Below are 21,224 nucleotides of genomic sequence, written 5' to 3'. Positions count from 1 at the left end.
AGGTATTCAGCCAGGCGACTCGACCTGCACCGGAAACTGTTGAAAATAAAAGTCGAAGCGTTCACGAAGCGCGTTGGCATCAACACCGAAGTCCTCCTTCAGGTTATAGATGATCCGGCCGTCCTTGCCACGGGGGTGATTGGCTACAAACTGCTGTAACTGAGCAGCGGCCGTAGCGCTCATCGGCAGCCCGGCTCTTGCATAGATATTTTTCACCGTGGCGATATCATCCGCCATAAACTCATGAAAAAGCACGTCGATACTCTGCTCACCAGGAAGGCCCGCCCGGTCTTGCGCACAGGCTCGCAGCAGGTGAAGCACCCGCTCAGACCAGTACTCGATGGTACTTTCCAGGTCTACGCTGCGGCGAGACATGCGCTGGCCATAGGCAATCATGGTTGCAGCTGACTGGATGACAGCCACCGGGTCGCGATGTGTCACCACGATGGTGGCATCTGGAAATACCCTGTGCAGTACCGGGAGCTGTTCGAGATGCTGTGGGCATTTCAGCACCCAACGCGTGTCGCTACCGTTGTCGCCATCTTGCCAGGTGAGTATCTTCAATACCGTCTTCATGTATTCGTAGTGGGGCGTCTGGTCAGTAGCATAGTAGTGATCACGCCACTGCGGCGAGGGGCTCAACCACTCAAAATTGTAGGAGGCAAAGTCGGGACCCATGAGCTCCAGCTCTTCGTGAATGTGGTCCGGGTTCATGGGGTGCATAGCGGCGAGCAGGGGGACCGTCTGCTGCATCATTTCCCAGGCATCGGCGCAACGTTTATAGCGTGGATCAGTGCCGTCTTCGAGTAGCGCTTCGCCCGGTAGGGGCACCGGTTCATAAGATTCCCACAGGGGCAGGGCGCGCAGGCGGGTGTCAGCGGCCATCAGGTTCAATAAGTGGGTGGTGCCAGAGCGGGGGAGTCCCGCCACGATAATCGGTTGGCGAATTCTTACCTGGTGAATCTCCGGGTGGCGTTTTAGCAGATCCTGAATTAGCAGTCGGTTGCGTGCAAACAAAAGCAGCTTGTTGCGCAGATTCATCCTGCCAAGGTTGTTCAGGTCTGCATCGCTGCCCCACTCATTACACAGTAGCTGCAATCGCTGCCTGAAGTCCGACGGGCCGAAATCATCCAGGGAGACAGCTGCTTTTGCATCTTCCAGAATTCCGCCTGCATCAAACTGAACCTCCAGCGTTTCCCCATAAGCGAGGATTGATTGCTGCAGTTCACTCAACTGCGGCTTTGCCAGGTCAGTAATTCGAATGGTTTCGCCCATACGTGACGCCCCAGTCAGCTATTGAGCGCCTTGTTCTCAAAGAACTCCAGTATCAGCGGGTCACCATCACGCTCTAGATAGGATGTTGCAAGACCTTCACCGAAACGTTTGTACCAGATTTGCCGATAGCCGTGAGCCTCCGCCTGCTTTACTTTTTCTACAATATCCTGGACGACAAACCTCAGGTGGTGCATACCCTCGTGACCAGCATCCAGAAACTCCTTATGCGGTGTCTTACCTGACACCCATTCGATCAGCTCGATTTCGACGTCCCCACTTCTGGCAAAGGCAACCTTGAGTGAACTGACCTCCGGGCTGCCACGATACTCCCATTCCAAATCCGCAGCGTCCATGACCACGAAGTCGCCAAACACCGGCGTATACAGCGCAAGCGCTTTTTCCATGTCCCTGACGACGAAACCAATCTGGTCGACAGGGGGCAGGTGAAGTTCCGCAGGTATCTTGTGGCTCATAGGGCTCTCCGTGATATTCCAGTGTGACAAAGCCAGAACGTATGGCGATACCGCAAAGTAGAAGAAGTGCATTGCTAAAAACAACCGTATTAACAGGGCATGCAGCAGAACAGCGCCAGTGGTTTAACTATCCGCTGTAAGATTGGCTGCTCGGCCAGGGTCCGTAGCCCCCACCCCGAGGGAGCAGCTGCACTACAGTATCATTTTGGTGATCGCGAAGGCTTGCGGCAGGGTCATGGACAGGGAGGCCATCTGGCAAGCATGTCACAGCGAAATCAGTCTCTATATGTGCTTAATATATATAATAAAAACAATAGGATAAGATTCTATACAGATGCTGATTCTAGATTCGGGGTGTTCTTCCAGGAAGCGAATAGGCAGCGATCAAGTACGACTATTTCTTCCACTTAATTACTCCAGAATTTTGCCGGCTGCGTGCCTCCTTCATCCCATGGATCGAACGTTATGCGTACAGTGTGGGCGGCCGAAGTGTTAACTAGCTAATAGCCCGGGGCAGGCTTTGGCTGGTCCGGGACGTTAGCTTGCCAATATTTACAAATGGGCTCACAGTTTGCGAAGCTGTGGAATGGCATAGAGAATTACGTTCGAGCCAGAAAAGACAATGTGCGCCAGACTCGATACGTATCTGGGCACAGAATGGAGATCAGTTTGTCAGAAATTCAAGCAGCCCATCCGCTGAGCCAGGCGATTTATGAAGGCGTACTGGAAAAACCTCCCTGGAAGACACTGCTGAAGTATCTTGAAGACTATATGCAGGTGCCCAGCGCGACGATAGTGGTGCGCCGGCCCCAATTGTCCGATCCGGGCCTTACTATGTATCTGTACTCAGATTCAGATAGCGGCGCGTTGGAGGATTTTCAAAACCGGGCACATCTCGATTCACCGTTTGCGGAATTGCCCGTGAGGCAGGTTTTCACCCTCTACGACCGGGTTACGCTCTCCGAGCTCAAATCACTCGATTTTTATGAGTATCTAAATGCGTATAACGTTTCTGACCTGATTGGCTTTGATGTTTACGACCAACAGAGCCATATACGGCTCAGGTTGCGGCTGGTCCGGATAGGGGATGCCCCGGCATTTTCCCGGGACGATCGGGCACGCCTGGAGAGCATCGTCCCGCTGATGAATAATGCACTGAAACTCTACAGTGCATATACGCATAACAGCTTTATTGAAGAGTTTTACGAGGAGCTTCTGGGGTCGATGGATATCGCATCTGTTATTTTGAACGCAGACCTGGAAGTGCTTACAGCCAATAAACAGGCAAAACTCATCCTCAACAGCGAGGATGGTGTGTTCCTGCGGCACAGTTTGCTTCGTTGCAACCAGAGTGCCGATCAGCAGAAGCTGGAAGAGTCGTGTCGCGAGCTGATTACAAGAGACCGGGACGCTGAAAAGGTTCCACGTACCCGCAGCATTTCCATTGATCGCACCAGCTCAGACACGAAATGGGATGTACACATTCGCACGGTGGAAAAGCAGGATGTGGTATTTGGTGAGGGCGGGCCGGAACTGGTGTTACTTTTGCGGGGGCCGGTCCGCGACTGCGCACCCAGCCAGTCACGCCTGATTGAAATGTTCGGTGTTACCCCGGCCGAGTCAAAGCTGATTACTCACCTCATCGACGGTTTGACACTCACCGCTGCGGCGGAGGTCCTGGGGGTATCTCGAAACACGGCCAGGGCTCAACTTTCGTCTATCTTTACCAAGACAGGCGTTAATCGCCAGAGCCAGCTTGTGAAGTTGGTGTCGGATGCGTTCGCTACGCAGTGGCAGTAAGCAGGGCTAAAGCCGGCATCTCTGCGGTCGAAAGAAATCACTATTCCGGGAAAAAATATGAGTACAGTAGCCGAGTTAATCCATGCACAGGCCGATAACCAGAACCCTGGCCTGCTGTTTGAAGATCAAAGCTGGACGTATGCGCAGTTCGTGCAGGCCTGCGCCCAGCGCGCAGCCTTTTTACTGGACCAGCCTCGCAATGGGCCATTCCATGTCGGTTTACTGCTCGATAATGAGCCGGAGTATCTGATGTGGCAGGGTGCCTGTGCGGTGGCGGGGGCGACGCTGGTGGGTGTCAATCCTACTCGTCGTGGGGACGACCTGGCGCGGGACATTCGCCATACTGAATGCCAGTTTCTCGTCAGTAACGACAACTACTGGGAGGAATTGCAGGCGCTGGATCTGGGGGGCGCGCGCTGCCTTAACACCAATTCTAAGTTGTACCGGGAAGGGCTGAAAAAATATGAAGGTGCTGGCTTACCCGATGTGGAGGTGTCGCCAGAAGACACGTTTTGCCTGATATTTACATCGGGTACCACGGGTGCACCCAAAGCCTGTATCTGCTCCCACGGTCGAGTAACCGCCAACGTGCAGCGCGTAATCGACGACCAGGGGCTCACCCCGGAGGATGTAGCCTATGTCTCCATGCCCCTGTTTCACTCGAATGCGCTGATGACAGCCGTGTTGCCTTCATGGGGCAGCGGGGTGCCCATCGCCTTGCGCCGCAAGTTTTCTGCATCGGGCTTCTTGCCTGATATACGCCGCTTCGGCGCAACGTATTTCTGCTATGTCGGGAAACCGCTCGCCTATGTTCTGGCGACGCCGGAGCAACCCGACGATGCTGACAATACGCTCCGACGCGGCCTTGGCAATGAAGCCGCTCATGCCGACCTGAAGGAGTTCGAACGCCGCTTCGCTTGCAGGCTGCAGGATTGCTACGGCTCCACCGAAGGTGGTGTTGCAATGGTGCGGGATCGATCAGCCCCTGCGGGCTCCCTTGGCCTGGCCATGACTCCCGGTATGAAGGTCATGAATCCCGAGACAATGGTCGAATGTGAGCGCGCCCAACTGGATGAAAAGGGGCGTCTGCTCAACGCTGATAAAGCGATTGGTGAACTGGTCAATACCGACGGTGTGCCCGCCTTTGAGGGGTACTGGAAGAACGAAGAGGCCAACGCAAAGCGCACGCGGGGGGGCGTTGTCTGGATGGGCGATCGCGGTTACCGGGATGCGGATGGTTACTTTTATTTTGTCGGTCGGGACGGTGACGGCCTGCGTGTGGACGGGGAAAACATTGGTACCTCGCAGGTAGAGCAGGTGCTGACCCGGCATCCCGATGTAGTCATTGCGGCTGTTTATGCGGTACCGGACCCGGTATTGGGAGACCGGGTCATGGCGGCGTTACAGTTGCGCGAGGGCGTTGAATTCGACGCGGGCACGTTCGCGGCGTTTCTGCGCGAGCAAGAGGATTTCGGCAGCAAATGGATGCCAAGCTTTTTCAGGATCACCGAGGCGCTGCCACTGACGCAAACATCGAAAGTGATCAAGCAACCGCTGCGACGGGAGAAATGGCGCTGCGCTGATCCCATCTGGTGGCAGCCGAACAAGTCAGACCCCTGGCGATTGCTGGCTGCAGAGGATATCGAGGAATGGGAACAGGAGTTTATAGAGCGAGGTCGGGGCGATGTATTGGAGTTTGCCTGAGTTGCTCCTGGTCATTCTTTCAGGAATTCAGGGCGACGGGCAGTTCACCGTGCGGTCATTCAACCAATGGCGCTGAAGCAGGATCACCGTAACGCCCTGGCTGCGGCAGAATAATTGCGCCGGATGGGCGCCGAAAGTAAACTGAATCCATAAATTGAGCCCGCGATGGAACGGTCACACATGGCCACCCCGGCCGAGGTGGCAGGAGTACAAATCAATGCCCGAAAAAAATCTGTTCGAAAAGCACGACTCCTCGGCGGTAAGCTCGCAGGAAATGGCAGACCTTATTGCAAAAGCGCGGGCAGTAGAGGACATGGGAGCCCTGGGCTCAAAAAGGGTATACCAGTTGGTCAAGCGTTATTTCTCCCCCACGGTGGTGGGCATCGAGAACATTCCTGACCGACCCACGTTGTTTGTGGGTAACCACGGCGGGTTTGGCCTGGACGGTTTTGTGGTTTGTCCTATTCTCTATCACGAGGCCGGACGGTTCGTGCGCAGCATGGGCGATGATATCTGGCTTCAGAGTAAGTCTGTCGGCGATCTGCTCATCAACAGCGGCATGATTCCCGCTCACCCGGAAGCCTGCGATGCGATGATGGAAGACGGTCGTGATCTGCTGGTATTTCCGGGCGGCGCCCACGAGGCCCTGAAGCCCACCGCACAGAAATATACACTGCAATGGCGAGAGCGTTACGGTTTTGTGCGCATGGCGGCCAGGCACGGCTATCCCATTACACCGTTCGGATTGGTAGGCGCGGATGATTTTTATGATCACCTGATCGAGAGCGACGAATTTCTCGACAGTACGCCGGGTAAGCTGCTGAAAAAAGCGGGGGTAATTACCGAGAACTGGCGTGAGGACCTGTTGCCCATTATCCCCCGTGGTGTCTTTTCAACATTGTTGCCAAAACCCCAGCATTGCTACCTGGCTTTTGGCAAGCCGATTTCAGTACCCCTGTACCCGGGCAAGAAAACCATTCCCAAAACTGTATTGAATCGCGTGCGCAAGCAAAGCGCTGAAGGTATTGATACGCTGCTGAGGGACATGCTGTTACTGCGAGCGCAGAACAAGGGTAATGATGGTTTTATTCGGCGTTTTCTCAGTTCTTGACGCAAGCCAGGTCACTGGGCATCGCCACGCAGAGCTCACCGCAGTGGTGCAGGTTTTAATAGTCAGTTGTCGAACGCGGAGTGCGCGGGGCCGTCAGATCCTGGCCTGAAGTTCACACCGCAGGCTGGTCGTCCAGCGCCCACTCGGGGAACAACTCTGTTATGCAGGCAGGCTTCAGTAACAGCTTTTCCACACCCCGGGGATCAAATGGGCGCCATTCATTCTCGTTCTGGGCGAGGCGATCAGCGATCACGTAAGCCACGAGGGGGTTGTGGGCCATTCCGGTGTGGCTACCCGGTATGCGGACGTTTTCCGTTAGTCCGTCGGCAATGTCCATGCAGTGTTGCCAACCGACAATGCCATCACCCTCGCTGTAGACTGAGGTTGAAGGTAGTTGAGGGGGGAAGCTCATAAGATTACTACGGGGCAGTGCGTCGTTTTCCACCCCGGGGTTGAGCTGCTCATAGGCACGCGCCAGCGCACCCCCTTTACTGTCCGTTGCCTGCTGATCAAACGATGCGTTGAAGGGCGAGCCCAGGGTTATGATCTGTCGCACATGTTGCGGCTGGCGGTGCGCGATCGCTCGCACATAAACACCGCCGAGACTGTGACCGATAAGGCTAACCTTACGCCCGCTTTCTCGGTGGATTTGTGCGATTCTGCGTTCAATATTGTGACAGGTCTCATCACGCAAGCCCTGGTTGACGCCCTGGTCCCAGGGGTGGGAGTCATACCCGAGTGTCCTCAGCAGGCGGCGGAGGGACCGGGTAAACGCATCACCGATCATAAAGCCCGGAATAATGACTAGCGGATGGCCATCGCCTTTCGGGAGTGCTCTTTGCAGGTATTTTCGGGTGAGAAAAAATGAGCCTAATTCCGCTATGGCGCGGAATTCTGATGCGGTCTTGAACAACGGTGGCCGCTGCAGGGTTGTCGGTGGTACCAGTCTGGATGATGTTTTCGTCACAGCTTTCTACTCCTTGCCCAGCACTCTCCCGAGGGTTACATCACCCTCGATTGTGGCGTCGGGTCAACCGCCTGTCGCGGGGAGGAGTACCTGTTGCGAATGCACACCGCGCCAGCTGATAACAACAAGTATATCGCCTTCATAGCATTGATGGAAATTGCTTGTATTAAACCAACTCTCTAGTACAAGTGTGCGAACCTGTCCGTGAAAAGCGGCGAGTAACATCTGCGCTAGTGCCATGTCGCTGATATTTGCTACGCTGTGCCGGGCGCAGCATCCGCTCATATCGCCTTTGCCAGGGCCCCATTACAGGTTCACGTTTATGATCAATGTAGTGAAAATTGCTTTAGCGGTAATTGTCGCGCTGGCAGTCGCCGGCTTTCTCTACGCACCTCACCTGGACAGTTATGACCCCGGCGGCAGTGCTATCGTGCCGGAATTGTCCGGCGAGGTCAGAGTGCTGCGGGATGAAAAGGGCATGCCCTACATTTACGCGGACACCCCGCTGGACGCCATTCGTGGCCAGGGTTTTGTCACCGCCCAGGACCGTCTTTTTCAACTGGAGATGATGCGTAATCTTGCCTGGGGCCGTTTGTCGGAAGTGGCGGGGGAGGCAGGTGTCGCTATGGATACGCAGGTTCACCTGTGGAATGTACCGGCACTGGCCCGGCGGCAGGTCGGGCTGTTGAGCGAGGCAGAGCGGGAGTGGCACCTCGCCTATGCGCAGGGAATTAATGCCTACCTCTCCCAGCGCCAGGGAGAACTGCCCATCCTGGTTCGGGACCCGCAGCCCTGGGGAATTGAGGACGTCATGGCTGTCCAGTATTTTAATATCACCGGCAGTACCACCAATTGGCGCGAAGAACTACTGAGCCAGGCCCTGGTTGATCACCTGGGGCCCGCGCGTGCCGCAGAACTGTCCCAGATAACCGTCAACCCGGATGATCCTGAGGGCGTATATACAGCTTCGGACTATAAATACCTGTTACCGGGACTGGGCCTGGATGCGCAGATCGATACCTCATTGTCGGATGGCAATGGTAGCAATGCATGGGTTACAGGCAGCTCCCGCTCGGCAGGTAATGCCCCCATCGTGGCCAGTGACCCGCATATTGATGCCCGACGCCTGCCCGGGTTCTGGTACCCGGTAGCGCTGATTACCCCGCAGTGGCGCGCTGTGGGCGCAGGAACTGCCGGCGCGCCCGGCCTGGGTGTTGGCCGAACCAGCCACTTTGCCTGGGGCGTAACTAATGGCTATGGCGACATCGTCGATTTGTATATCGAGACGGTTGATCCTGACAATTCAGCAAATTATCTTGAGGGCGAGGCTTCAATCCCATTCACCGTGCGCGAGGTCGTGCTGCGTGTTCGCGACAGTGAAGCGGATGCGGGTTTCCGGGAAGAAACCCTGACAATCCGCGAAACCAAACGCGGGCCAGTGATTTCTGATCATGGCATGGCGGTCGGCAGCGGAAAAGTGATCAGCCGACGCTGGGCCGTGCCCGAGTTTATCGGGGACAATCTGGGTATGCGCGAGATGTTGCTCGCGCAAAATACGGAGCAGGCGTTAACAGCATTGAGTTCCCTGGCTGTTCCCCTGACTTATGTACTCGCAGATTACGACGGTAACATTGCGCGCAAGGGAACCGGTTACCTTCCTCGCCGCCTTCGAGGTGATGGCGCTGCCCCGTTCCCGGTAACAGACGACGTAGACAACTGGGGCGGTCGTATCCCCGGCGATGAAATGCCCACGGTGAGAGCCCCGGCCCAGGATTGGGTGGGAAGCGCCAATCACCGCATTGTTCCCGACGATTACCCCCATGTCTATTCCACCTTTTTTGCACATTCCTGGCGCTACCGCCGAATTCTGGAAGCCATGCAAGAAAAACAGATATGGTCTACCAGTGATCATTGGCAGCTGCAGTTGGATACAAAAAACATGTACGCTCAACGTCTGGCCCCATTGATGGCAGACGCACTGAAAGCGGACGAAAAAACTCGGGTTCTGGGAGAGTTACTAGAGAATTGGAACTTTGTAGATGACAGCAACCAGGCAGCGCCTCTGGTATTCCAGTCCATGCTGCGTCACTACGCGCGCCGGGTGGTAGAGGATGAACTCGGCACGGTACTGGCCGGAAAATATCTGGATGACTACTACTATTGGCACGAGCGCATCGCCATGATCACCCTCGAAGAGGATGGGCAGTGGCTGGATGATGAGGGCACCGATGCTGTTGAAAGCCGTGAGGCGTTGTTTAAGCTGGCTGGCCACGATGTTCTGGAGGAACTGGTGCCGCTATACGGCACTGATCCGCGGGCCTGGCGTTACGGCGAAGCGCATACGATTACCTTCAGTCACCCGGTTCTGCAAGGGGACACCCTGGCGCAGTGGTTCGGTGGTGGAACGCACCCCATCAGTGGCTCCGGTGAAACGCTTAATCGTGCAGCCTATAAATATCACCAGCCTTATGCTGTCACCTTCTTCGCCTCGATGCGTATGGTTGCAGACCTGTCAGACCCTGATAAGGTTGAGGCACATATACCTGGCGGTACGACGGACCGCTTGTTTCACCCGCAGTTCAAACATCTGTTGGGTGACTGGCTCACTGGCACCCCCAATTACTGGTGGTATAGCGACCAGGCAATCGAGTCCCATGCGGTGAGTGAAATGACGCTCTCAGCAGATGCACGCAGTGGGATATGATACCGGCAGGTCGCAGCCGAATTCGAATGGTCGCGGCATTAGTGATATCCAAATGAGGTCTAAACTGTGATCGACAATAATTTTATCCGCACCGCTATCACCCTGTTTGCGCTTTCTACGCTACTGCACGGTTGTGCCCGGGATGAAGCCACCCCCACTGCGGTGATGAAACTTACCGCGGACCAGATTTTTAGCGGGGGCCCTATTGTCACCATGGACACATCGCAGCCTGCTGCAGAGGCGGTGGCTATTCGCGCTGGAAAAATAATGGCGGTAGGCCCACTGGTGGAAATAGATAAACTGAAAACGGCACAGACCGAGATGGTTGACCTGGCGGGACATACGCTGGTGCCCGGGTTTATCGACGGGCACAGTCACTTCTCCATGGCCACGACGTCCGCTAACTGGGCCAACCTGTCCGGCGCTCCCGTGGGCAATGCAAGCGATATCGCGGGTGTGATTGCTGAATTACAAGCCCAGGCAGAACTCAATGGCATTGCCCCGGGTGACTGGCTGGTGGGCTTTGGCTACGATGCTGATACGCTTTCCGATGGACGCCACATGACCCGTGACGATCTGGATGCAGCGTTTCCTGACAACCCGGTCATCGCCGTCCATGTTTCCTTCCACGGCGCGGTACTGAACAGTCAGGCGTTCGCTGCGATCGGCTACGATGACACAACCCCAACCCCCGAGGGGGGCGTTATCGTTCGGCGTGAAGGCAGCAATGAGCCGCTGGGGCTGGTCATGGAAACCGCCTGGTTTCCGGCCGCTCGCGCGTTACCCCAGCCGCAAGGGGACGTTCGCTTCGAGAACATCAAGTTGGCGCAGGCACTTTACGCCAGAAATGGCGTGACCACAGCCCAGGATGGCGCAACGAGCATGGAGAACTTTTCCCTGTTCAAAGAAGCGTCGCAGCGAGGGGATCTCTATATTGACCTGGTCGCCCTGGGGAATGCCGAAGAACTGACCGCTTTCACAGCGGAGAAGGCGAGTTATGCGGACTATGACGGCCGGCTGAAGCTGGGGGGTATCAAGATCCTCACTGACGGCTCACCTCAGGGCAAGACTGCTTTCTTTACCGAGCCCTATCTCACCGGCGGCCCGGGGGGTGAAGAGGGGTGGCGTGGGGAGCCCACCGCGCCCCCCGAGACAATTGAGCAGTTACTTGGAGACGTCTACGGTGCTGGTATGCGTGCCTTCGTTCATGCCAATGCTGATGCAGCGGTAGACATGGTTCTGAACGCCCACAAAAAACATGCAGACAAGGCGGGCGATGATTCACGTACGGTTATTATTCATTCCCAGTTCATCCGACACGATCAGCTGGAGGATTATGCCCGTTACGGCATGGTTCCTTCCTTTTTTAGCAATCACGCTTTCTTCTGGGGCGACGTACACGTGAAAAACCTGGGATTAGAGAGGGCTCACTTTCTCAGCCCCATGAAGTCAGCCTCCGACCTGGGTATCCATTTTACCAACCACAACGATTATATTGTTACGCCCATGGACCAATTGCTCACCGTCTGGTCGGCAGTCAACCGGGTTTCCCGCTCGGGCGAGGTCATCGGGCCGCAAGAGCGCATCACGGCGGAGCAGGCGTTGAGGGCAATTACCCTCGATGGCGCATGGCAGAACCATGAGGAGGACAGTAAGGGGTCAATCACACCAGGCAAGCTGGCCGATTTGGTAGTGCTTGATGCCAACCCTCTCACCGTCGACCCTATGGCTATCAGGGACATAGAGGTTCTCGCGACCTATAAAGAGGGCCTGAAAATTTACCCCCGATAAGCACTGGGGGCTTACAGCCGCTGTGGCACCCCGAAACAGCGCCAGGAATGGCTTGATATCCTGAAGACGGGTACTCACCGCTTGTTACTGTAGTACAGGTGTACGATGCCAGCCTGACAAAGCTGCTGTTAGGCTCTTTCATTATGCTGCGTCCGGAACATTTATGGTGCAGCCGAAGGCTGTTTCATTCAGTAATAATAAATTCGTGTGGATTCTATGACGACTTACGCAACAATTGAAGATATTGAAAACTGCATGGACAACGGCTGGACCGATGGCCTTCCAGTCATTCCACCCTACGGCAGTCTGGTCGATACAATGCTGGATGCCATGGGCTGGCAGGGGCTTGATGTCGTTGGGGAGATACCTGGCCAGAATATTGTTGTCCGGGCCGAAAAGGCTGCGGCAACGGCGGTAATGGCCGGTTGCAAGCCCGAATATGGCGCGTTGTTAAGAACACTGACCGAGGCGCTACTGGATCCCGATCTCAATCTCAGCGGAGTTGAAGTGACTACCGGTGGTGCAGCTGTTCTGGTTATTGTCAGTGGGCCCGTGGTTGAGCAACTCGGCTTTGCGCACTCCACCAACGCCCTGGGCGCCAATTGCCGGGCCAACGCCACCGTCGGCAGATTTGCGCAGATGATGCGTTACTTCTGCGGTCGGGGAGGCGGTGTTTTGCAGTCGCACGGCACTGTGGGTCACCCGGGGCGCATCAGTTTTTGTATTGCGGAACACCCGAAAACGGAGTGGGGCGCTTATCACACGCAATATGGCCTGCCGGAGGAGGCTTCAGCCATCACCCTGATGTCCACCGAGGGGCCGAATTCGTGTAATAACCACTAAGCTCACTGCAGCCGGTGACCCGCTGTGACTGCCTGGCCCGCTCTATCCCTGCAAGGAGACCTACAGCAACGGTTTTGCCATCCAGCTTACCGTCGAACTACATAATCGGACTGTTTCAGGTCCCATGTCTGCTCGCCAACACCCTCTTCACGCAATTTAAACTTCTGTACTTTATTGGTGGGGGTGTACGGCAAGGCGTCGACGAAGTCCAGGTAACGGGGCACGAAGTAGTGTGGAGCATTATCGTTTATGAAGCTGCAGAGCTCCTCAGCTGTGCAGGTCTTGCCCTCTTTCAGGATGATGTTGAGTTTCAGCTCCTGTTCGCTCTCAACCTCTTCTGAAGGGATACCGAAGGCGGCGACATCCGCTACTGCAGGATGCCTGCGGACTATGCTCTCGACCTCCAGGGTTGAAATATTGCGCCCCGCATAGCGAAGGGCGTCTTTCTTGCGGTCGGCATAAAAATAGGCGCCGGTGTCAGGGTCTTGCCTGGCCAGGTCGCCCGTTCGGTAGTAGTCGCCAAAGTAGGCCTCGGCGGTAGCTTTGGGGTTCTCAAAATACCCATTGAACACCACGTAAGGTTCCAGCGCTTCTATACAAATCTCGCCGACCTGGCCAGTGGGAACTTCATTGCCATCGTCATCAAGCAAATGTATGACAGTGTCGGAGGCCGGAAAGCCCAGGGCGTAAACGGGCACATCCTCGCGGTTTTCCACCTGGGTCATCACCAGCTGACATTCGCTCTGTCCCAGCCCCGTGCGGATCAATTGCAGGCCGAATCGCTGTTCAAATATCGGCCATTGGTTAGGTGCTAGCGGCACAATCTGCGCAAGTCGCAGCGGCGTCTCTGCATCATCGTCCCGTTCAGGAGCGTTGAGCAGAAATGCGCCCATCGCACCCAGCAGGAAGGTCTGGGTTGCCCCAAAGTGCTTGATCCGGTCCCAATAGGTGGTGACAGAGAAACGCGGTTCGATAATGCAGGGGATACCCTCGATCAAAGCGCGATAGACCGAGGTGGCCCAGGCTGCCGTATGGAACAGTGGCAACACACAGTAGATACTGTCTCCGGGCTGTGAGTTGTACTGTGGACTGCAGCCTTTAACAATCGGGCGTACCCAGGAGTTATGGCTTTGTAATACGCCCTTGGACTTTCCGGTGGTGCCGGACGTCCAGAGAATGGCGCAGTTATCACCATAGTGCAGATCGGCATAATCCAGTGCAACTGGAGGGGTATCCAGCAACTGTTGATAGGCAATGGGGCTCTTTAATGCGCTTGCCTCAATATCGCCAAGCAGCACGATGGTTTCGATTTTAAGCTGGTCTTCTATCTCGGCGATCCGATCCTGGTACTGATCATCGGTAATCAACATTTTCGAACGGGACATCTGCAGGTTGTCCAGCAGCCAGGACCCCTTGTAGTCACCGTTGATTGGCGTCCAGATTGCCCCTAATTTGTTGATAGCCAGGGTGAGTAACACCATTTCCGGGCGATTGCCCAGAAACAGGGAAACAATATCACCTTTAACAATGCCAAGTTCTCGGAGCCCGGCTGCCAGACGATCACTGATGCTATCGGCTTCAGCAAAGCTGATACGCGCGGAGTCGGTTACCAGAAAGGCAGTGTCACCGTTTTGTTCGGCCTGCAGCCTGAGGATTCGTGGAATTGTCCTGTCGGCTGTATCGGAGAGGTCGAGTTTATTCATTAATTCACTCTGTAGTCAGCACACGACCCAGGGTGATGTCACCCTCAATCGTGGTGCGGTTAATTACTCTTTTAACACCGGGCCTGGTGCCGGTAGTACAGTGCATGGCCCGCCAGTTGTCCCATAGCACCATATCGCCTTCCTGCCATTTATGGAAATAGGTGAACTCGGGCTTTTTGCCATGGGCCACCAGGCGTTCCAACAGTTCGATGGACTCGTCGTTGGACAAGCCAAACTGCTGCGGAGTAATCACACGGTCCAGGAACTGTTCTACCACTTCGAGCACTTTACGGCCACTGACAGGATGGGTGATGACTGCAGGATAGACAGCGTCAGCAAAGTCCGGAAATCCAACATCCGCGGGTTTTCTCGGGCTGAAGGGTCCAGGTTCATAACCTTCAAGGTTTACATAGCGCATATGGCGACGCTGCATGCTGAAGCTATAGGCGACTTCGAGTTTTTCAAGCAGGGCCTTGGTGTCCTCATCCAGCGCGTCATAGGCTTTAGCCAGATCACCAAAACCGGTGAGGCCGTCTTCTTCTGCCACTACCACTGCGCGCAGTACTGCCCCGTGGTTGGGACGCGCTGTGTAATGCAGGTCCTTATGCCAGTCCAGGCGACCGACAATCTGCTCACCCTGATAGAATGCGGTGAAGAACTTATCCTTTTCGCCACCATTTTCCAGTTCGAACAGCTCGGGATATTCCTCTGAAGTCGTTGCTTTCAGGGGATGCATTTCCAGCGGTCCGAATATACGACTGAACTCAATCTGGTTTTCCGGGCTGATATCCTGGCCACGGAATACCATGATGGCATGCTCGTACCAGAGTTCTTTTAGTTGCGCCTGTATCTCACTGCTGATGGGGGCGTTCAGGTCGAAACCGGAGACTTCGATACCAACATTATCCAGTGGGGTGATCTGTAAGCTCATAATTCTTACCTGTAATAGTTAATCGACAATCGAAGGATCGGCACGCAGCTCACGCCTGGCCATTGCTTCCCAGCAGAACGGAAAGCCATTGGCGTCCGTGATGCTGACTTTTTCAACCTCTTCATCGCTGAGTGGCACAGCGCCGCCGGCAAGCTCTACTTCATAGGCGCGCTTACTTCTCCACTCCAGGGTAATGGCACGAAGGTGTGCCTGGCGCAAATCCTTGCCCACTACCAGAGAACCGTGGTTGGCAAGGAGTGCCCATTTTGAGTCCCCCAGTGCCTCAGCGGCTGACAGCGAGGTGGCTTCATCCTCAAAAGTACCCTGGTATTCGTTGTACAGGGGAAGCTTCACACCGCAGTGAGCGCCGGTCTGGTCGTACACCGGTGGCACGCGTTGCAGGTTGGCCCAGATGCCACTCCAGTGGGCATGGTTATGTATCACCACGTGGATGTCTGGTCGCAGGGCATGCAGTTGCAGGTGCAGGCCGATGGCAGGCGTTACGTTCCAGTCACTGTCAATGACCTGTCCGCTGGAGTCGAGAGTGACAATATCGCTGGCGGTAAGCTCATCCCAGGCCAGTTCCCAGGGGTTGGTGAGAATGTTGCCGTTATCCAGGCGAAAGGTGATATGGCCGGCGATATGCTCATTCCAGCCCTCCCGGAACAACATCCGGCACATCAAAGCCACCTGGGCCTTTTCGCTGAGTTCGGGTAGCAGTGGCCTGCGTCCGGGGCGGGGCGCAAAACGCTCTATCATGGCTTGATCAAGACCATCAAATTTTTTCATAATTATCATCCTCTGCTATTAATTTATTAGCGGTGCCAGCCCGGTGGAAATAATGGCCAAGCAGGGCACGTAAAGCTTGTCCAATCCAGCCAAATCATTATCTGATCTGGCCACGGGCCAGCAGCTACCTGACTGTGAACAGCTCTTCGCGAAAGCCGCGAGGTGACAGGCCAGTCCATTTTTTGAAAGCCCTGTGAAAGCCAGAGCTGTCAGCGTAACCCAACTGCTGGCCTACTCGGGTAATGGACAGGGTTGGGTCACTCAAATAGCGACGAGCGTGAATTTCTCTTACCTGATCGATTAACTGCTGATACTGCCAACCCTGTGCCGATAGCTTGCGAGTCAGCGTGCGGCTACTGCAGTGTAACTGTTGCGCCGCATCGGAGAGAGAAGGGGGACGGGCTGGGTCCTCAACAATGATTTGCCAAAGTCGCCAGGCAATATCGCCCTGGTTGCGGGCAATGCTTCTTTGTTCACAGAGCCTTTTATACAGTGCGGCACTCTGTGGGCTGGACTGCGGCAGCGGTTGATCGAGAATAGCGGCATCAAAAAAAAGCTGGGTTGCCGGCGCATCAAACTCCACCGGACACTGAAAAATCGTCTGGTAACGCGCAGCATGAGGGGGCGCAGGGTAGTTACAACGCAGTTTCGTTACCGGTAGGGCCCGGCCAAGCACCCAACGACAGGTAGTGACGATATTTGCGAGGATGTCTTCTATTGCCAGCAGTCGCAGTTCGCCCAGCTCTGATTTGGCATCGATCTGATAGCACCCCTCAGCTTGAATTTCACTGAAAGAAGTGACGACGAGGCTGCCTGAAAATCGCCCTGAATAATTCTGGTACTTGAGTCCAGCGTTGGTAGCTTCGCGCAGCGTCGCGCTGCTGATCATTAAATACGCGAGTTGGTCGAGGGTGGCGATTGAGCGCTGAAGCCCCAGGGAGAGCCCCAGGTCACTGCCTTGATAGCACTGCTGGGCATCTATGAGCAGGCCGCGGTGCTGTTTGGCGCTGACCAGTGCGTTCGGATCCTGCAACGCAGCCAGACTGAGGCCGTTATTGGCGGCGATGGCATCGATATCCAGTCCCAGGCTCGATAGAAAGTCCAGCAGCCAGAGAATGTAGCGCGCATCGGTATTGATCGTTCTGCTCTCCGTTCTCGCGAGTGTAAGTCGATGTGAACCTGTCACCGCCCGCCGGAAACGCCGCTAGCGCAGGCGCGGGAGAGGGGGCAGAGACCAGTAGACCCATCGTACAGAATGATGTCATATATCCATCAGCGAGGGATACTATTTCACTTTGACGAATATGCTCCGCGCAGCGGGAGAGAATTCTCTGCAGGCGCTTCAGCGTTGACTGAGAGTATTTCCACCCAGTAGCACCATTACCTGGGTAACCAGGGACAGACCACGTATTCGCTACACGGCCGATGTCAGAACACTTTAAATATAAATCAATAAATACAATTAGTTATGATAATACATTAATGTTAGGTATAGGCCGCTGATTCACCGGCTTGCCGTGAAAAACCGCTACCGACATTATTCTCTATCGTAGGTAGCGTTTCCCTTACGGTAAACGCCTAGCGATGACTGCCCAGTAACGGCATGCCCCCATCTACCGGGAAAACACCTCCCGTGATAAATGATGCGGCGTCGCTGGCCAGGAATGCAACCAATTCGGCTACTTCCTCGGGTAACCCAACGCGCCGCAGCATTGTCGTGGCGGCAACGGGTGAAGCATTGACTTCCTCTTGTGTCCCGGGCGTGATCATCATATTGGTGTGTATAGGCCCGGGACAAACCGCGTTTACGCGAATGTGGTGGCTGCCCAGTTCTGCGGCTGCAGCTTTGGCGAGGCCGATTGCACCGTGTTTGGAGCTTACGTAGGCCGGCATGCCGGCGATGCCCTCTCTACCGGCCAAAGAAGAAGTAATGACGACCGCTCCTCCGGCTTCCAGCATAAGCGCCGAGCCATACCGTAGTCCGAGAAAAATCCCATTCAGGTTGACGTCGATGATTTTCGACCAGGCTGCCAGGTCGCTGTCCAACAGGGAGGTTTGCGAGAGGATTCCGGCATTCAAGTGCATGATATCGAGCCGACCAACCGTCTGGTGTAGCTTTTCAAACAGATCAATGGTCTGGGCCTCTGAGCTGACGTCGAGAGAGTGTGCTTCGGCGTTGCCACCCTGTTCACGTATAAGTTGAGCAACGCGATTAGCGGCGGTGCCATCGATATCAGTGACGCATACTCTGGCGCCGCGAGAAGCCATCAGCAGCGCTGTGGCCTTACCGATACCAGAACCCGCGCCGGTGACCAGCGCTGTCTTGTTTTGCAATTGGGTTGACATACTTGCTCCTGGTTTGTGCGTACGATATTGCGCATGGCATTGGACTTGAATGGCGACCATGCATTGTAGGGCCGAATAAAGTAGTGCATATTCGCCATCTAAGCCAATATGAAAGGTAAAATGCGTTGGTACACCAGGCCGTTCAGTAGTCGCCAGAAATGGCCCTTTGTCGCGGAAGCGCCTGGCGCTCTGTCAGCTTCTGGCTATAGGTCTGTTCAGCGTTTTTAGCTACTTTGTTGAGTCCGTTGCCGCGTCTCTTGGTGTCGGTGTGGCGGTAATCAGCACCGTAGCCGTTTTTGTACTGGCTGCCCCCGCATTGATTGGTGCTGTTGCATCGGTACGCTAGCGCACGAGGTAATAACGATGAGTGAGAAAAAAACTGCACTGGTAACGGGTGCTTCGGCCGGTATTGGCCGCGAGTTCGCCCGCCAGCTCGCGCCTCAATGCTCGCAGATGATTCTGGTGGGCAGGCGCGAGGAACGGCTGCGTGAATTAGCCGAGGAACTCGAAGTCAGTGGCGTGCGATGTACTCTGCTGAGTGTCGACCTGGTGGAGCCGGCCGGGGTAGAGCGGGTTGTTAAGGCAATCGACGAAGCAGGGCCGCTGGACTACCTGGTCAACAACGCCGGCTTCACGATTATTGGCGCCTTCGAGACGCTGCCGCTCAGTGAACAGCTGACGATGTGTCAAACACACATCAATGCGACGCTCGCCTTAACCCATGCCGCATTGCCAGCTATGAAGGCTGCGGGTCGGGGCGCGTTGATAAATGTTTCGTCTATGGTGACGTTCTCACCTTACAAGGACGTTGCCGTATACGGAGGAACTAAAGCTTTCGTGACGAATTTCAGTGGTGCGCTGCAGCTTGAGCTTGAAGGTACCGGCGTCTCGGTACAGTGCCTGGTGCCAGGTTTTACGCATACCGAGCTTCACGACCGCAAAGCGTTTGAGCAGTATGACACGCCCGAGGTGCCGGCGGAACTGTGGATGGAGGCATGCGATGTTGTTAGTGAAAGTCTCGCAGGCCTTGCTGATGACTTGCCACTTGTCGTCGCCGGTGCAGTAAACAAACGAGCCGCCATTGACGCATTACAAAACGATTTGCTCGCCTTGCAAAAGGCCCTGAATCCAAACTGAGGAGATGACGTAATGATTGAAGAACTGACCCTCGCTGACCGCCTGGCACTGCACGAGTTACCGGGTATTTACGGTGACGCCATAGATGACCGTAACTGGGACGAGTTAGACAGGGTGTTTTCCCCTGATGCTGTATTTGAAGTGCGCGGCCTGGTGACGATGACCGGGTTAGCCGATATCAAACGCTATATGGAAGAAGAAGGTCAGCACCCGCTCGCGCATCTCATGACCAACATTCATATTGCGGTGGACGAAAGTGGAGTTAGACTGTTTTCCCGCGCCATTGCGCCAGTACCGCGTGGTGATGCTACGGGGGAAGGCTACCCTGTTCATTTTGGTTCCTACTATGACCAGGTCGTCAAAACAGCTTCTGGCTGGCGTGTCCGTCATCGCGTATTTTCCAGTAAACGCTTGCATAAACGCACGGCGCTGGTGGATCAATGACACCCCTTATCTGTCGATAAACAGCGCCGTTCGCTTGAGGTAATTCATTTAACTGTTTTACTACGTGGTTGATACCTAACAACAGGCTTGAGGTCAGAGTTTGATATCCCAATTACCCAGATGGATCGAGTACGGCGCTTTTATTCTGGCTTTTGTTGCTGGATGCGTGAATGCGATTGGGTTACTAGGCTTCGAATACCAGGCGGTCTCGCATGTATCGGGTACGGCTACTCTACTGGGCACCACGTTCTCTGGCGGAACGTTGCAAAGCGCACTTCACTTACTGGGCATTCTAGCTGCTTTCTTTATGGGCGCCTGTATATCTGGGTTTATGCTTTCCGGCAGTGCGCTGGAACTCGGGCGACATTACGACACTGCACTAGTGATTGAGGCCGTGTTCATCCTGATTGCATTCTTTCTCTTGTCCAAAGGCTCGTACTATGGGCACTTTGCTGCATCGGCTGCCTGCGGAATTCAAAATGCCATGGCGACCAACTACAGCGGTGCTATCGTGCGCACAACGCACCTGACCGGCATATTTACTGATCTGGGCATTATGGTTGGCGCAGTGTTAAGAGGGGAGGCATTCGATAAACGAAAAGCGATTCTGTTTATGCTGATCGTTGCGGGATTTATTTCAGGCGGGGCGTTCGGTGCCGTTCTGTTCAACACTGTTGTATTTAAAGCGCTCCTGGCACCCGCGTCTATATGTTTAGCACTGGCATTGAGCTACCGCCTCTATCAGCAAAGCGAAAGTAGACAGTCACTAAATGACTAGTGCGCACCCAGAAGTACGGGTGGCTAACGCAAGTTGGCATCCTCGCGATTGCGTGCCTTCAATCAGCAGCAGATTCTTGTAGCGAGATCAGTGCTTTTTTTACCTGTTTGAGAACATCCGGGCGAGCCTCGTGGTCCATGCCGTCATCCGAAGCGCGTATAAGGTCTTTCTCGTCGTTGCGCCATTGTTTGAGCATTTTTACTTTCTCGTCGTGGCTCAAGTCTTCGTCGAGCAACAGGTCTGCAGGGGAATCGTATTTTCCGGAATATGCCACAAGAATTCTCCTTTTTAATACTCTTTCAGATCGGGTAGCGCGATATCACTGTCACATCCTGGCACCTTGATGACCCCCGAACCCGTAATCCTACCATAGCCTCTGTCCGCAATAGCCAAGACTCAAGACTCAAGACTGAAGACTGAAGACTGAA

19 protein-coding genes are annotated in these 21,224 nt (G+C 54.9%); 10 read left to right on the top strand and 9 right to left on the bottom strand.

The window, feature by feature from the left end; translation table 11 throughout:
* Positions 1–6: 6 nt before the first annotated feature.
* Both C0039_RS18075 and C0039_RS18070 read right to left on the bottom strand, forming a co-directional pair.
* On the bottom strand, positions 7–1,275 hold the full coding sequence (locus tag C0039_RS18075) for a sulfotransferase family protein (RefSeq protein ID WP_076001381.1): 1,269 nt from the start codon (positions 1,273–1,275) through the stop codon (positions 7–9).
* 14 nt (positions 1,276–1,289) lie between these two features.
* Positions 1,290–1,748 carry a VOC family protein gene (locus C0039_RS18070; RefSeq protein WP_076001380.1) on the bottom strand — a complete coding sequence of 153 codons (459 nt, stop codon included), beginning with the start codon at positions 1,746–1,748 and terminating at the stop codon, positions 1,290–1,292.
* Between the two features lie 669 nt (positions 1,749–2,417).
* Here C0039_RS18070 and C0039_RS18065 point away from each other — a divergent pair.
* The 3 genes from C0039_RS18065 (at position 2,418) to C0039_RS18055 (ending at position 6,363) form a co-directional block, all read left to right on the top strand.
* A complete protein-coding gene (locus C0039_RS18065; RefSeq protein WP_133126046.1) occupies positions 2,418–3,548 on the top strand; it encodes a helix-turn-helix transcriptional regulator in 1,131 nt (376 codons plus the stop codon).
* Between the two features lie 57 nt (positions 3,549–3,605).
* Positions 3,606–5,252 carry an AMP-binding protein gene (locus C0039_RS18060; protein ID WP_101518865.1) on the top strand — a complete coding sequence of 549 codons (1,647 nt, stop codon included), beginning with the start codon at positions 3,606–3,608 and terminating at the stop codon, positions 5,250–5,252.
* A 217-nt stretch (positions 5,253–5,469) separates the two neighbouring features.
* Entirely contained in the window at positions 5,470–6,363 is an 894-nt protein-coding gene (locus C0039_RS18055) for a lysophospholipid acyltransferase family protein (protein ID WP_101518864.1), read from the top strand.
* Positions 6,364–6,475: 112 nt separating this feature from the next.
* Here C0039_RS18055 and C0039_RS18050 read toward each other — a convergent pair whose 3' ends face one another.
* A complete protein-coding gene (locus C0039_RS18050; RefSeq protein WP_076001374.1) occupies positions 6,476–7,330 on the bottom strand; it encodes an alpha/beta hydrolase in 855 nt (284 codons plus the stop codon).
* Between the two features lie 322 nt (positions 7,331–7,652).
* Here C0039_RS18050 and C0039_RS18045 point away from each other — a divergent pair, with 322 nt between their 5' ends.
* The 3 genes from C0039_RS18045 to C0039_RS18035 all read left to right on the top strand — a co-directional run bounded on the left by C0039_RS18045 (position 7,653) and on the right by C0039_RS18035 (position 12,668).
* Positions 7,653–10,034 carry a penicillin acylase family protein gene (locus C0039_RS18045; protein WP_076001373.1) on the top strand — a complete coding sequence of 794 codons (2,382 nt, stop codon included), beginning with the start codon at positions 7,653–7,655 and terminating at the stop codon, positions 10,032–10,034.
* Positions 10,035–10,100: 66 nt separating this feature from the next.
* Positions 10,101–11,825 (top strand): amidohydrolase, encoded by a 1,725-nt coding sequence (locus tag C0039_RS18040; RefSeq protein ID WP_198171655.1) that lies wholly within the window; start codon positions 10,101–10,103, stop codon positions 11,823–11,825.
* Positions 11,826–12,041: 216 nt separating this feature from the next.
* The gene (locus C0039_RS18035; RefSeq protein ID WP_101518863.1) at positions 12,042–12,668 is read left to right on the top strand and encodes a hypothetical protein; all 627 of its coding nucleotides are present in this window, start codon (positions 12,042–12,044) and stop codon (positions 12,666–12,668) included.
* An 86-nt stretch (positions 12,669–12,754) separates the two neighbouring features.
* Here the strand turns inward: C0039_RS18035 and C0039_RS18030 are convergent, their stop codons facing one another.
* The 5 genes from C0039_RS18030 to C0039_RS18010 all read right to left on the bottom strand — a co-directional run bounded on the left by C0039_RS18030 (position 12,755) and on the right by C0039_RS18010 (position 18,437).
* Positions 12,755–14,371, bottom strand: coding sequence for an AMP-binding protein (locus tag C0039_RS18030; protein ID WP_101518862.1), 1,617 nt, complete (start codon positions 14,369–14,371; stop codon positions 12,755–12,757).
* A gap of 4 nt (positions 14,372–14,375) precedes the next feature.
* On the bottom strand, positions 14,376–15,302 hold the full coding sequence (locus tag C0039_RS18025; protein WP_076001370.1) for a TauD/TfdA dioxygenase family protein: 927 nt from the start codon (positions 15,300–15,302) through the stop codon (positions 14,376–14,378).
* An 18-nt stretch (positions 15,303–15,320) separates the two neighbouring features.
* Positions 15,321–16,091: a class II aldolase/adducin family protein gene (locus tag C0039_RS18020; RefSeq protein WP_076001369.1), complete on the bottom strand. Its 771-nt coding sequence runs from the start codon at positions 16,089–16,091 to the stop codon at positions 15,321–15,323.
* A gap of 124 nt (positions 16,092–16,215) precedes the next feature.
* A complete protein-coding gene (locus C0039_RS18015; protein ID WP_198171654.1) occupies positions 16,216–17,277 on the bottom strand; it encodes an AraC family transcriptional regulator in 1,062 nt (353 codons plus the stop codon).
* Between the two features lie 392 nt (positions 17,278–17,669).
* On the bottom strand, positions 17,670–18,437 hold the full coding sequence (locus C0039_RS18010; protein WP_165787181.1) for an SDR family NAD(P)-dependent oxidoreductase: 768 nt from the start codon (positions 18,435–18,437) through the stop codon (positions 17,670–17,672).
* 166 nt (positions 18,438–18,603) lie between these two features.
* Here C0039_RS18010 and C0039_RS18005 point away from each other — a divergent pair, with 166 nt between their 5' ends.
* From C0039_RS18005 to C0039_RS17990, 4 genes are all read left to right on the top strand, one after another.
* Positions 18,604–18,783 carry a hypothetical protein gene (locus tag C0039_RS18005; RefSeq protein WP_076001367.1) on the top strand — a complete coding sequence of 60 codons (180 nt, stop codon included), beginning with the start codon at positions 18,604–18,606 and terminating at the stop codon, positions 18,781–18,783.
* 17 nt (positions 18,784–18,800) lie between these two features.
* Entirely contained in the window at positions 18,801–19,574 is a 774-nt protein-coding gene (locus C0039_RS18000; protein ID WP_101518860.1) for an SDR family NAD(P)-dependent oxidoreductase, read from the top strand.
* A gap of 12 nt (positions 19,575–19,586) precedes the next feature.
* Positions 19,587–20,018 carry a nuclear transport factor 2 family protein gene (locus C0039_RS17995; RefSeq protein WP_101518859.1) on the top strand — a complete coding sequence of 144 codons (432 nt, stop codon included), beginning with the start codon at positions 19,587–19,589 and terminating at the stop codon, positions 20,016–20,018.
* A 100-nt stretch (positions 20,019–20,118) separates the two neighbouring features.
* Positions 20,119–20,796 carry a YoaK family protein gene (locus C0039_RS17990; protein ID WP_101518858.1) on the top strand — a complete coding sequence of 226 codons (678 nt, stop codon included), beginning with the start codon at positions 20,119–20,121 and terminating at the stop codon, positions 20,794–20,796.
* Between the two features lie 58 nt (positions 20,797–20,854).
* Here C0039_RS17990 and C0039_RS17985 read toward each other — a convergent pair whose 3' ends face one another.
* Entirely contained in the window at positions 20,855–21,070 is a 216-nt protein-coding gene (locus tag C0039_RS17985; protein ID WP_101518857.1) for a hypothetical protein, read from the bottom strand.
* Positions 21,071–21,224 lie beyond the last annotated feature (154 nt).

Source organism: Pseudohalioglobus lutimaris (assembly GCF_002866825.1).
Taxonomy (GTDB): domain Bacteria; phylum Pseudomonadota; class Gammaproteobacteria; order Pseudomonadales; family Halieaceae; genus Halioglobus; species Halioglobus lutimaris.
This window is presented reverse-complemented; position numbering and strand designations above follow the sequence as displayed.

Bases quoted from the DNA above. Each gene is read 5' to 3' on its own strand.
- C0039_RS18030 (WP_101518862.1), bottom strand. From the start codon at position 14,371: ATGAATAAACTCGACCTCTCCGATACAGCCGACAGGACAATTCCACGA.
- C0039_RS18060 (WP_101518865.1), top strand. From the start codon at position 3,606: ATGAGTACAGTAGCCGAGTTAATCCATGCACAGGCCGATAACCAGAAC.
- C0039_RS18020 (WP_076001369.1), bottom strand. From the start codon at position 16,091: ATGAAAAAATTTGATGGTCTTGATCAAGCCATGATAGAGCGTTTTGCG.
- C0039_RS18055 (WP_101518864.1), top strand. From the start codon at position 5,470: ATGCCCGAAAAAAATCTGTTCGAAAAGCACGACTCCTCGGCGGTAAGC.
- C0039_RS18010 (WP_165787181.1), bottom strand. From the start codon at position 18,437: ATGTCAACCCAATTGCAAAACAAGACAGCGCTGGTCACCGGCGCGGGT.
- C0039_RS18035 (WP_101518863.1), top strand. From the start codon at position 12,042: ATGACGACTTACGCAACAATTGAAGATATTGAAAACTGCATGGACAAC.
- C0039_RS18025 (WP_076001370.1), bottom strand. From the start codon at position 15,302: ATGAGCTTACAGATCACCCCACTGGATAATGTTGGTATCGAAGTCTCC.
- C0039_RS18045 (WP_076001373.1), top strand. From the start codon at position 7,653: ATGATCAATGTAGTGAAAATTGCTTTAGCGGTAATTGTCGCGCTGGCA.
- C0039_RS18070 (WP_076001380.1), bottom strand. From the start codon at position 1,748: ATGAGCCACAAGATACCTGCGGAACTTCACCTGCCCCCTGTCGACCAG.
- C0039_RS17995 (WP_101518859.1), top strand. From the start codon at position 19,587: ATGATTGAAGAACTGACCCTCGCTGACCGCCTGGCACTGCACGAGTTA.
- C0039_RS18000 (WP_101518860.1), top strand. From the start codon at position 18,801: ATGAGTGAGAAAAAAACTGCACTGGTAACGGGTGCTTCGGCCGGTATT.
- C0039_RS18075 (WP_076001381.1), bottom strand. From the start codon at position 1,275: ATGGGCGAAACCATTCGAATTACTGACCTGGCAAAGCCGCAGTTGAGT.